We start from the raw sequence: 10,054 nt of genomic DNA on the forward strand, positions 1-10,054 counted from the left end.
ATCGGCTAATCGGAGAATCCAGGACGGGCGAGGCAAATGACCGATCAGCCGCCGGCGGAACTCGACTTCGACAAGCCCACCATCGCCCGCGCCTACGACGCGCTGCTCGGCGGCAAGGACAACTTCGCCGCCGACCGGGCCCTCGCCGACCACGCGATCCAGCACATCCCCGGACTCCGCGAGTCGGCCGTGGAGAATCGCAAGGTCCTCGCCCGCGGCGTCCGGTACCTCGCGGGCGAAGCCGGCATGGACCAGTTCCTCGACCTCGGCAGCGGCCTCCCCACCATGGAGAACACCCACCAGGTCGCCCAGCGCGAGAACCCGGACGCCCGCGTCGCCTACGTCGACATCGACCCCCTCGTGGCCGTCCACGGCCGCGCGCTCCTCGCCGAGAACGGCGGCACCCGCGTCACCGTCGGCGACGTCCGCGACCCCGCCGCCGTCCTCGCCGACCCCGCGGTGGCCGACCTCCTCGACTTCTCCCGCCCCGCGGTCGTCATGCTCGTCGGGATGCTGCACTACCTGTCGCCCGACGTCGCCGACGACGTCGTCGCCGCCTACCGCGACGTCCTCGCCCCCGGCAGCCACCTGTTCATCACGTCCCTCGTCGACACCGGCCTCCCGCAGCAGCAGGAACTCGCCCGCATCACCCGCGAGAACCTCGAGGAGGGCTGGGCCCGCACCCCCGCCGAGATCGAACACCACTTCGGCGACTTCGAACTCGTCGAACCCGGCGTCACCTACACCGCCCTCTGGCGCCCCGACACGCCCGTCGACCCCGACGACCTCGCCCCCGGCGAACAACTCGGCATGGCGGGCATCGCCCGCAAACCCTGACCCGTCACCACACGACGGGCACCGACGCCGGCCCCGCGTCGGCGTACCCGCGCACCCACACCACCTCCCCCTCCACCCGCAGACCCGGCAACCGCCGCGCCAGCGCCCGCAGCACCGCCGTCACCTCGATCCGCGCCAGCGACCTCCACCCGCTCCCGCGCCCAGCGCGGGAACGGCTCCGCGATCACCCCCGCCAGCCGCCGCAGCACACCCCGTCCGGCACCGGCCCCGCCGGCCGCCCCTCCGCCATCAGGAGCAGCGCCCCCGCCGCGATCGCGTTCCGCGCCGTCTGATGCCCCGCCGCCACGATCGTCGACGCCACGCCCACCAGCTCACCGTCCGACAGCCGCCCGTCCCGCGCGTCGCGCACCCCGATCAGAGTGCTCATCACCCGCGTCGCCACCGGTCCCGCGAGCCCCGCCACCAGGTCCCCGGGCGCCCCCGCGTCCGCGAACGCCGCGACCCGCTCGTCCGCGATCCCCTCGATGTGCGCCCGCAGCCCCCCGATCGCCGCGGGGTGAACGCCCGCGCCACGAGCCGCCGCAGCCGCGCGTGCGCCGCACCGTCCTGGAACAGGGCCTCGCCCCCCGGCGTCATCCCGAACCGCGCGTCAGTCAGCACGGACACGACGGCCTCGTACGACGTGACCAGCCACGCGCGCCCCTCGGGAGCCGAGACCTCGGTCACGGACTCGAACCCCGCGTCGGCGGCGGCGGCCGCAACGGATCCGGCCGGTCCAACGGCAGCTTCACCATCTCGAGCACCTCCCTCATCCGACGTCCAGTAGAAACGCTGACGTCACGACAAGGTCAACAACCGCACCCACGGGGATGGAGACGCCAAGACCGGGTAAAGCGCGGCTATGCGGATCGGTGTTCTCGACGTGGGGTCCAACTCCGCGCATCTCAAAGTGGTGGACCTTGACCCGGGCGACGCTCCGCGGACGGTCGCGACGGTCAAGCATCCGACACGGCTGGCCGAGTCGATCGACCGCGACGGGGTCCTACGCCCCGAGGCGATCGGACGGCTGCTGCGGGCCGTCGCGAGCTCGGTCCGCGCGGCCACCGCCCACGATGTCGACGAACTCATCGCGTTCGCGACCTCGGCGGTGCGGGACGCCGCCAACCGCGACCAGATCGTCGCACGCGTCGCCGCGGCGACCGGCCTGCACCTCGGCTCCCTCTCCGGCCCCGACGAGGCCCGCCTCGTGTTCGCCGCGGCCCGCGCCTGGTACGGATGGTCCGCCGGCCCCCTCCTGGTGGCCGACATCGGGGGCGGATCCCTCGAAATCGCCCACGGCGACGGCGACACCCCCGAGGTGGCGCTCTCCCTCCCCCTCGGCGCGGGCCGCCTGACCCGCGAGCACCTCCCGGGCGACCCCCCGTCCCGCAAACACGTGCGCCGCCTGCGCCGCCACGTCCGCGAGCAACTCCTCGAAGCCACCGCCGACCTCCACCCCGCGAACGCCCTCGCCGTCGGCACGTCCAGGACCTTCACCCAGCTGGCACGCCTCACCGGAGCCCCCCGCCGCAACGCGGGCCCGTACGTCAAACGCGAACTGAAACGCAAACGCCTACGGGCCCAGATCCCCGTCCTGGCCGCCGCCAGCACCGCCGAACGCGCCGCACTGCCGGGAGTGTCGCGGCCCCGGGCCCGTCAGATCCTCGCCGGCGCGATCACCGCCGAGGCCACGATGACCGTCCTCGACCTCCCGCGCATCCGGATCTGCCCGTGGGCCGTCCGCGAAGGCATCGTCCTCCACCGCCTGCAGGCCCTGCGCGGCGCCCCCGGCACCGACCTCGCGCCCCTCACCTGGACGAACCCCCGCGCACGCCCCCTCCGCGCGGTGCCCGCACTCTGAGGACGTCCGGCTACTCGAAGTCGTCCGGGCTGAGGTCCTCGAGCCGTCCGCCGCGCAGCCCCTCGGGCGCGGGAGCCGGCTCGTCCATCGACGTCCCCTCCACCGGACGGTCCGCCGCCTCGTCGCGCTCGTCCCCCACCGTCTCCGGCCGCTGCTCAGTCATCTCTCCTCCTAGCACCGCCAGCCCCCCACTACCCCCCAACCCCCCACCCATCGCCCAACAAGCCGCAAAACCCCCACCCAACGCAAAGAGGCCCCTCCCGTCACCGGAAGGGGCCTCTCACCTGCTGCGCACCCGTAGGGATTCGAACCCCAAACCTTCTGATCCGTAGTCAGATGCTCTATCCATTGAGCTACGGGTGCCTGCCGCTGATTACTGTACCGGGTTCCCGGGGTGCTCCGCGAATCGGTTCGGCGGGACGCCGGACGTGACGCGGGTCACGGAACCGTTCGTGGCGGTGAGGCGCCGAACCTGTAATCGAGACGGAAGTGACCTGCGAGGTCTACCCTCGTCCGAAGCTCAAACCCCCCTAGAAGGAGTAAACATGCGCATGTCTGCCACCAAGCTGGTCGGCGTCCTCGCCGTCGGTGGCGCCCTGTTCGCCTCCACCGCCTGCGGCCCCCTGGCCGATGTCGCCGGCGGCGGCGCCAAGGACGAGGCGTGCAAGAACATCGAGACGGAGCTGCGCGGCATCGCGTCCAGCAGCCCGTCCTTCACCGGCGGCGGCACGGAGCAGACCGCCAACGAGTGGATGGACGCCGCGTCCACGATCCGCAGCGAGGGCGAGAACGCGGGCGGCGACGTCCAGACCGCCGCCTCCGCCTTCGCCACGGACCTGGAGACGGTCGCCAAGAGCCTCAAGGAGCTGTCCTCGGGCAACCTCTCGGGCGGCGCGCCGAACATCAGCCAGATGCAGCAGCACGGCCAGGAGCTCGGGGAGGCCTGCGGCTACTCGGGCTTCCGCCTGGGCGGCTGACGGTGACGACCTCCGCTCCCGCGGCCCCGGGAGCGGATCGTCCCCGCGCGCGGAGGTTCCGGGCTATGCTTTCAGTGACCCGGGCTCAGGCTTTGCCGGTCGGCACGCCGAACCGGTAGCCTGTCCTGTGCCCGAGGGCCACTGGAGGATTCGCCTAGTCCGGTCTATGGCGCCGCACTGCTAATGCGGTTTGGGTTCACGCCCATCCGGGGTTCAAATCCCCGATCCTCCGCCACCTGACCAGGGGCTTCGCCGAAAGCAAGATCATCGGCGAAGCCCCTGTCGCGTTCCAGATGTCCGTTTTAGGGGCACTGGATGGCACGTGGATAGCACGAGATGTCGCAGCGGTGCCGTCGTGCCCACGCCGGAGCCCCGAAGCGGATCTTGAGAACGACTACCCTGCGTGTTCGGTGCGCCTCTTGCGTCGCTCCGCGAACGAGATCACGTTCGGTGCGGCGACGGGCGCCGGCTCGTCCGCCTCATCTCCTGGTCTCCGAGGAACGACGGCCGCGACTGCTTCAGCGGCGGCTCTCGACACCTCCGGCAGGACGGACGTGTAAGTGTCGGCGGTGAACGAATGGCGCGAGTGTCCCAACGTCTCGCTGATCACCTTCATATCGACCTTGCCAAGGAGCGCCAGCGTTGCGGCGCCGTGTCGCAGGTCGTGGAAGCGGATCGGGGGCAGCGGGACTCCCTTGATAGCCCCTCGCACCGCGCTTTCGCTGACACGGTGCCGCCGGGCAATCCGGTCGGGCGTCCAGCCCTCCTCCGTATGCCTCCGGCGAACCCGCCCGTATTTCTGTACCAGGTCGTCGAACCGTGTTGAGATCCACTGCGGGCGGAGCGGACTGCCGTCTTCCCGGGTGAACACTCGGCCTGAGTCGACCCAGAGGTCGGCCCCGGCGGTGCGCCGTTCCTGTTCCTGCCGTTCCCGCCACGCGAGCAGTACCGAGATGGTCGTCGCGTCCAGCGCGACCGTCCGTTCCCCCGCTTCGGATTTGGTGTCGTCGTACTCGTCGTCCTCGTCCGGCAGTGTCTCCCTGATCGTGATGGTCCCCGCCCCCGTGAGATCGGTGTCCTGCCAGGCCAGGCCCGCGACTTCGGCTCGCCGAAGACCGCGGAAGGCCACCAGGTGGTAGAGGGCGTACAGGCGCTCGTCGGACGCGAAATCGAGGAACGCGCCTGTCTGCGCGGGCGTCCAGACCATCACCGGTCCCGGTGCTTTGCCGGTCTCCTGCCAGCGTTCGACGCGCTCCGTGGTCCAGACGTACGGCTTGACGCGCCTGCCCTTGATCCGCGGCAGCTCCACGTGCTCGATCGGGTTGTGCCCGAGTCGCTTCGACTTCACCGCAGAGTTCAGTGCCGAAGACAACACTGCGTGGATCTTCCTCACCCTCGCGGGCGAGATCGGCTGCTTCTGCTTGCGGGCCGCCGCTTCACCGGGGAAGGTCTTCCGTGGCGAGAGCGCTCGGACTTCCAGCAACCGCTGAAGCAGGTCGCTCGGCTTCTCTGAGTCGGGGAGCGGCCTGTTGATCTGGAGGATGGCGTCGTAAAGGTCGCGCGCGTGCTTGTCGCGCAGCTCTACCAGCTTGAGATGCCCGAGTCCGGGCACGAGGTAGAGGCGGACGATCTCCTCGTAGTCCGCGTAGGTCGACCTGGCCAGACGTTGCTTTCCAGGCAGCCAGATCTTCTCCAGGTAAGTCCCCACCTTCAGGGTCCGGTCGATCGGTTGGCCGAGTCGTTCGGTCGTGGCCAGCGCTTCTACCAGAGCGGCTTGAGCGGCTTTCTGGGTCGTGTAGGGGCCGATGTAGGGCTGTCTTCGGCGGCCGTCCGCTCCTGGAGGAGCGTCATAACGAGCCCACCAATATCCGTGATTCCGCTTGGCAAGCTGGGGACATGCCCCCAGCGCGAACTTCTTGCCCGTCTCCGGGTTGCGGCAGCCGCAGCGCTTGAATGTCGTACCTCGCAAGACTCCTCCTTCGAAAGGGCCCAAACGCCTCGCCAGGAGCCGAGAACCGCGCCAGTGGACGGTTGGTCTAATCCTCGGGGCGCTTTCTCAACACCTGGGACACTGCTTGGACACTCACACCGAGTTCGTCGGCGATCTGTGTGAGCGTGAGGCCGTCGGCGCGGGCTTCGCGGAACGCCTCTCGGCGGACGGCCGCAAGCCCTCCGATGACCTCACGGGCAAGCGTGGCGAGACGCTCTGTAGCGCCTGCGCGGGGGACCGGCCCAAGACCCTCAAGCTCGTCGAGGCCATCGGCCAGTAGCTTTACCAGCCGCGCCAGACGCTCCCGCGGGTGTTCTGGGGCCTGGTCATCATCTTCCACACTGTCATCACCCACTCACACAAAGTTAAGACCGTCGCAAAGATCGTTTCAAGCCCAGGCTTGACCCCTGGCGCCTCAGCGTCAGGGGCCAGTCACTGGGAGCGCCAGGAGTCGGCCAAGTACTCCGGGGCCAGGAGGCGGGGGACGGTGCATCCCTTCAGTGGCCCTGACCGAATCGCTCTGCCCCGAGAACGGAGAGCAGGTCAGCCGTCGGGACGCGGTAGCAGCCCCCGATGCGGATGACCCGGCATGGGAACTCGTTGCGGCGAACGAGTTCGTAGGCGAACCCACGGGAGAGGCCGAGAGCCCTCGCCGCAGTGGTGACGCTGACGACCGTTGGGAGCGATGCGAGGTCATCGAGCTTCATGGGAGTCATGAGGAGAGCTCCTTGCTGGTGATGAGCACGTAAGGCATCTGGTTTTCAGTGACGGGGACGGAGCTGCGATGGTTGTCGGCCACCGCCGTAGGTGAGGGCGTGAAGCAAGCCGCAGAGTGGCGAGGGCCTGTGCCTGGGACGGTGCATGTGCGCCTCCGGTCAGAGAGAGTTGACAGTGGGGCGGGTGGCGCCGATGTATTGGCGTTCGCGGGTGGGGTTGCCGGTCCAGGTGGCGATGCGGACGACGTCGCCGGTCTGGGGGGCGTGGATCATGCGGCCGCCTCCGATGTGGATGCCGACGTGGTGGATGGTGGCGGGGTTGCCGGGGTTGGTGGCGAAGAAGACGAGGTCGCCGGGTTGGAGGGCGTGGCGAGGGATGTGGGTTCCGGCGTGGTATTGGTCGGCGGCGACGCGGGGTAGGCGGATGCCGGCTTGGGCCCAGGCGTGTTGGGCGAGGCCGGAGCAGTCGAAGCCTTTGATGTCGGAGCCGTGGGCGGTGCCGTAGGTGGGGCCGGAGGGGCCGCCGCCTCCCCAGGAGTAGGGGGTGCCGAGCCATCGCAGGGCAGCACGAACTGCGGTGGAGCCGCGTCCGGTGCCGGTGGGTGTGGTGTCGGCGTAGCGGTCGGCTTGGTCGAGGACTTTGCGGACGTACCAGTTGGCGTGGTTGTAGTGCCAGATCGCGCGACGCAGGTGTCGTCCGCCTTTGCTGGCGTGGTTGTGGCAGAGGTAGTTGGCGGCGCCGTGGATGGCGTCGGCGGGGTTGTAACGGTCTTTACGCCCGTCGTGGTCGCCGTCGGCGCCGTGGGCGTTCCAGGTGGCGGCGAGGAATTGCATGGGGCCGCCGGCTCCGGCGTGGTTCTCGCCGGTGTGGACGCCGGGGAGGGTGGAGCGGCCGTGGTCGGTTTCGACTTTGCCGATGGCGGCCAGCACGTTCCAGCCCAGGCCGGGGCAGGTTTGCGCGGCGTCCATGTACCACCGCAGGTAGGCCGGTGGGATGTCGCTGCGAGCCAGTGCGGTGGGCGCGCCGGCCAGGGACGAGTTGCCGTTGGCGTGCTGTTCGGTGAGGAGCAGGACGAGCGCGAGCGGCAGGGAGATCGCGGCGACGGCGGCGGCGACGGCCTTCATGAGGCCGCCGGAGTATCGGTCGCGGGCGGTTCAGTCGGCTGAATCTGCGCCGGAGCGGGCGCGTTGCCGGGCGCCCTTGTCGTTGTCATCGGCGGTGCCCCCGGGTTGGTGGTGGGGCTGCCGCAGCACCTCGCGGACCGCTTCCCAGGAGTAGCGGAAGTCCTTGCCGGTCTTGAGCGCGGGGATCTGCCCGGCGTGGGCCATCCGGCGGACGGTCTGGGGCGACAGACCGAGCTTTGCGGCGAGTTCGGCGGTGGTGAGTACGTCGGGATCGCGGCCGGGCTTCTCGGTCATCGCGCAGGCTCCTGGCTTGGGGTCACGGTCGCCTCTCAGTGTGGCGGGTCGATGCTGCAGAAGCACGTTTGTCGAGTGCAGACATTCTTTGACGTTGTTTGCGCTCCATCACTCTGCCACGTACTGTAACCATCCATCAACTCAAAGCAACAAGTCGGGGGTGTGCAACCTTGAGGCTTCGATATGCCGGGACGGGCCCTCTACGGGCGGTCGGGGTCCTAGATGTGGTGGTGGTCGGCGCGCACGGTGGCGCCGGGACCTCAACGCTGGCGACTCTGCTGCCTGCAGCGTGGGACATGGGCGCCATCCGGACAACGCCAGAGGAGGACCGGTGTCCGGTGCAGGCGAAGGGACGCCCGGTGGTGCTGGCCGCCCGCAACACCGCGACCGCCGCGAAGGACGCGACAGCGGCGGTCGCCATGTTGTGCCGGTGGGAGCAGGGTGTGGCGGCGCTGGCGATCGTCAGCGACGGCGGCCCGGAACCGCGGGACGCGACGGCCCGGTTCGCGCTGCTGGAGTGGCAGGTCGGCGGCGTGGTGCGGGTCCCGCATGTGCGGGCGCTGCGGTTGGTCGATGACCCGGCCGCGGTCGTACTGCCGGGCAAGGCACGGCAGGCGTTGAACGAGCTGCGGGGCTTGGTCGCGGGTGGGCGGGGGTGGCGCCGGTGACGACGCCGACCGATCCGCCGCCGGCGCTGGAGGTGCCCGATCCGCCTCCGGCGCCGCCGCCGGGGCTGGACGCGAAGATCCAGGAGCTCTTGGCCTGGGGCAAGTGGGGCGTGATGATCTGCGGGCTGGCCGGGTTGTTCATCTGCGGTGGGCAGATGGCGATCGGGCGTAAGAATCGGTCGTCGTTCGCCGCCGACGGCGCGACCGGTGTCCCGTGGGTCCTCGGCGGTCTCAGCCTCGTCGCCGCGGCGGCGCCGATCGTCACGGTGTTCTTCACATGAGGCCGCCGATGTCGAAACGTGGCCTGATGGCCGTGGCAGGCGCGGTCGTCGGCGGTGCGCTGGTGCTCGGCGCCGTCCAGTTCACGGACGAGTCAGCTACGCCTGTCGCGCAGCGTGTTGCCCTCCCGGAGCCGCAGGCCGTCCTGGTGAGCGCGCCGCCCGTCTCGTTCACCGGAGTCGCGTGGCGCGACTACCACGGCGTGCTGTTGCCCTACGCCGCCGACGGTCCGCGGGAGTCCGGCGACGGGCCGGCGTTCGGGTTCGCGTGGTCACCGCGTGGTGCGCTGCTGGCGGTCGTCCACATCGTGGTGCGGGCGCACGCGCTGTGGGGGCCGCGGGTGTTCGAGCCGACGATCCGCAACCAGGTGATCGGACCGGACACCGCTGCACTGCTCGAAGCGACGCAACGGTCCTACGAGCGGCATCGCGGCAACCGTCCTTACGGGGAGGCGCTGGGGCGGGCGTACATGGTGTTGGAAGGGTTCCGCTGGCTGGGCTATTCGCCGCAGTCGGCGACTCTGGACCTGGTGACGGCCGGTCCCGGGGACAGTGACGTCACCGTCCGCGCTGCGATCCGGGTGCAGGTGCGGTGGGAGAACGGCGACTGGCGTGTGGTGGCCCCGCCGGGCGGGAGCTGGGGCGGGTCTGCCGTGTCGATTGCCTCCGCTGACGGGTACGTCCGGTTCCCGCGCGGGGGTGGTGGGTGATGGCGCCGCTGGATCCGTGTTCGCCTGTGCTCGAGCCGGATTGCGTGCGGCCGGTGGACGACGACGATGGCTCCCCGTTCGCCCCGCCGATGGCCGACCTTCCGGGCGCGATCGGCGGCGACATGTTGCAGGCCACCGCCGATGGGTTCGAGTCGGCGGTGGGGTGGTTGATCTCCAACACCGCCTCCTGGTGGGTCGAGACCCCCTCACCGAACCTGAAGAAGGAAGCGGCGATCGGTTTCCTGCAGGCGCTCATCCAGCCGCTGACCGTCTTCGTCGCACTGGCGGCACTACTGGTCGTCGCGGGAAAGATGGCCTTGACGCGCAAGGCCGCGCCGCTGATCGGCGCCGGGCAGGGCGTGGTCGTCCTGGTCACGGTGACGGTGATCGGCACGCTGCTGCCCAACCAGCTGCTGCAGCTGGGGGACCTGTGGACGGACTGGGCGCTGACGGCCTCGTCGCAGGGCGACTTCGCCGCGCGGATGGCCAAGATCGTGGCGTTCCCGTCGGGGACACCGGCGGCGCTGGTGATCGTGCTGTGCCTGGTCGCCATGTTCATCGGCATCATCCAGGCTCTCCTGCTGCTGTTCCGCGGTGC

14 protein-coding genes and 2 tRNA genes are annotated in these 10,054 nt (G+C 70.1%); 8 read left to right on the forward strand and 8 right to left on the reverse strand.

The features are described 5' to 3' along the window. The first annotated feature begins 36 nt into the window (after nucleotides 1–36). Complete coding sequence (locus AB0L25_RS25375; protein ID WP_500175165.1) at nucleotides 37–837, forward strand: SAM-dependent methyltransferase; 801 nt, start codon at nucleotides 37–39, stop codon at nucleotides 835–837. Nucleotides 838–1,021: 184 nt separating this feature from the next. On the opposite strand, the gene AB0L25_RS25380 is transcribed toward AB0L25_RS25375, so the two are convergent. Further along, nucleotides 1,022–1,225, reverse strand: coding sequence for a hypothetical protein (locus AB0L25_RS25380; protein ID WP_500175166.1), 204 nt, complete (start codon nucleotides 1,223–1,225; stop codon nucleotides 1,022–1,024). Nucleotides 1,226–1,699: 474 nt separating this feature from the next. Between AB0L25_RS25380 and AB0L25_RS25385 the strand changes: the two genes are divergently transcribed. Further along, the gene (locus tag AB0L25_RS25385) at nucleotides 1,700–2,698 is read left to right on the forward strand and encodes a Ppx/GppA phosphatase family protein (protein WP_500175167.1); all 999 of its coding nucleotides are present in this window, start codon (nucleotides 1,700–1,702) and stop codon (nucleotides 2,696–2,698) included. A 10-nt stretch (nucleotides 2,699–2,708) separates the two neighbouring features. On the opposite strand, the gene AB0L25_RS25390 is transcribed toward AB0L25_RS25385, so the two are convergent. Then, nucleotides 2,709–2,861 carry a hypothetical protein gene (locus tag AB0L25_RS25390; RefSeq protein WP_500175168.1) on the reverse strand — a complete coding sequence of 51 codons (153 nt, stop codon included), beginning with the start codon at nucleotides 2,859–2,861 and terminating at the stop codon, nucleotides 2,709–2,711. Nucleotides 2,862–2,988: 127 nt separating this feature from the next. Then, nucleotides 2,989–3,061, reverse strand: a tRNA-Arg gene (locus AB0L25_RS25395). Between the two features lie 182 nt (nucleotides 3,062–3,243). Between AB0L25_RS25395 and AB0L25_RS25400 the strand changes: the two genes are divergently transcribed. Continuing rightward, nucleotides 3,244–3,675, forward strand: a complete 432-nt coding sequence (locus tag AB0L25_RS25400; RefSeq protein ID WP_500175169.1) for a hypothetical protein — start codon at nucleotides 3,244–3,246, stop codon at nucleotides 3,673–3,675. Between the two features lie 143 nt (nucleotides 3,676–3,818). Next, a tRNA-Ser gene (locus AB0L25_RS25405) sits at nucleotides 3,819–3,910 on the forward strand. Nucleotides 3,911–4,069: 159 nt separating this feature from the next. Here AB0L25_RS25405 and AB0L25_RS25410 read toward each other — a convergent pair. From AB0L25_RS25410 to AB0L25_RS25430, 5 genes are all read right to left on the reverse strand, one after another. Beyond that, on the reverse strand, nucleotides 4,070–5,644 hold the full coding sequence (locus AB0L25_RS25410; RefSeq protein ID WP_500175170.1) for a tyrosine-type recombinase/integrase: 1,575 nt from the start codon (nucleotides 5,642–5,644) through the stop codon (nucleotides 4,070–4,072). A 67-nt stretch (nucleotides 5,645–5,711) separates the two neighbouring features. After that, nucleotides 5,712–6,020, reverse strand: coding sequence for a sigma factor-like helix-turn-helix DNA-binding protein (locus AB0L25_RS25415; RefSeq protein ID WP_500175171.1), 309 nt, complete (start codon nucleotides 6,018–6,020; stop codon nucleotides 5,712–5,714). A 142-nt stretch (nucleotides 6,021–6,162) separates the two neighbouring features. Continuing rightward, entirely contained in the window at nucleotides 6,163–6,381 is a 219-nt protein-coding gene (locus tag AB0L25_RS25420; protein WP_500175172.1) for a helix-turn-helix domain-containing protein, read from the reverse strand. 159 nt (nucleotides 6,382–6,540) lie between these two features. Further along, the gene (locus AB0L25_RS25425) at nucleotides 6,541–7,506 is read right to left on the reverse strand and encodes a C40 family peptidase (protein ID WP_500175173.1); all 966 of its coding nucleotides are present in this window, start codon (nucleotides 7,504–7,506) and stop codon (nucleotides 6,541–6,543) included. Nucleotides 7,507–7,536: 30 nt separating this feature from the next. After that, a complete protein-coding gene (locus AB0L25_RS25430) occupies nucleotides 7,537–7,800 on the reverse strand; it encodes a helix-turn-helix domain-containing protein (RefSeq protein ID WP_500175174.1) in 264 nt (87 codons plus the stop codon). Between the two features lie 338 nt (nucleotides 7,801–8,138). On the opposite strand from AB0L25_RS25430, the gene AB0L25_RS25435 reads away from it, so the two are divergent. The 4 genes from AB0L25_RS25435 to AB0L25_RS25450 form a co-directional block, all read left to right on the forward strand. Next, entirely contained in the window at nucleotides 8,139–8,468 is a 330-nt protein-coding gene (locus tag AB0L25_RS25435) for a hypothetical protein (protein ID WP_500175175.1), read from the forward strand. After that, entirely contained in the window at nucleotides 8,456–8,749 is a 294-nt protein-coding gene (locus AB0L25_RS25440; protein ID WP_500175176.1) for a hypothetical protein, read from the forward strand. Before AB0L25_RS25435 ends, AB0L25_RS25440 begins: the two co-directional genes overlap by 13 nt. Before the next feature lie 26 nt (nucleotides 8,750–8,775). Further along, nucleotides 8,776–9,456: a DUF2613 family protein gene (locus AB0L25_RS25445; protein ID WP_500175177.1), complete on the forward strand. Its 681-nt coding sequence runs from the start codon at nucleotides 8,776–8,778 to the stop codon at nucleotides 9,454–9,456. A 53-nt stretch (nucleotides 9,457–9,509) separates the two neighbouring features. After that, nucleotides 9,510–10,054: hypothetical protein (locus AB0L25_RS25450; RefSeq protein ID WP_500175178.1), on the forward strand; the 545-nt coding region annotated here is incomplete at its 3' end.

The sequence above is a fragment of the Spirillospora sp. NPDC052242 genome, assembly GCF_040679555.1.
Lineage (GTDB): Bacteria > Actinomycetota > Actinomycetes > Streptosporangiales > Streptosporangiaceae > Spirillospora.

Coding starts and splice junctions, on each gene's coding strand:
- AB0L25_RS25375 (WP_500175165.1), top strand. CDS start 37: ATGACCGATCAGCCGCCGGCGGAACTCGACTTCGACAAGCCCACCATC.
- AB0L25_RS25380 (WP_500175166.1), bottom strand. CDS start 1,225: ATGAGCACTCTGATCGGGGTGCGCGACGCGCGGGACGGGCGGCTGTCG.
- AB0L25_RS25385 (WP_500175167.1), top strand. CDS start 1,700: ATGCGGATCGGTGTTCTCGACGTGGGGTCCAACTCCGCGCATCTCAAA.
- AB0L25_RS25390 (WP_500175168.1), bottom strand. CDS start 2,861: ATGACTGAGCAGCGGCCGGAGACGGTGGGGGACGAGCGCGACGAGGCG.
- AB0L25_RS25400 (WP_500175169.1), top strand. CDS start 3,244: ATGCGCATGTCTGCCACCAAGCTGGTCGGCGTCCTCGCCGTCGGTGGC.
- AB0L25_RS25420 (WP_500175172.1), bottom strand. CDS start 6,381: ATGACTCCCATGAAGCTCGATGACCTCGCATCGCTCCCAACGGTCGTC.
- AB0L25_RS25425 (WP_500175173.1), bottom strand. CDS start 7,506: ATGAAGGCCGTCGCCGCCGCCGTCGCCGCGATCTCCCTGCCGCTCGCG.
- AB0L25_RS25430 (WP_500175174.1), bottom strand. CDS start 7,800: ATGACCGAGAAGCCCGGCCGCGATCCCGACGTACTCACCACCGCCGAA.
- AB0L25_RS25445 (WP_500175177.1), top strand. CDS start 8,776: ATGGCCGTGGCAGGCGCGGTCGTCGGCGGTGCGCTGGTGCTCGGCGCC.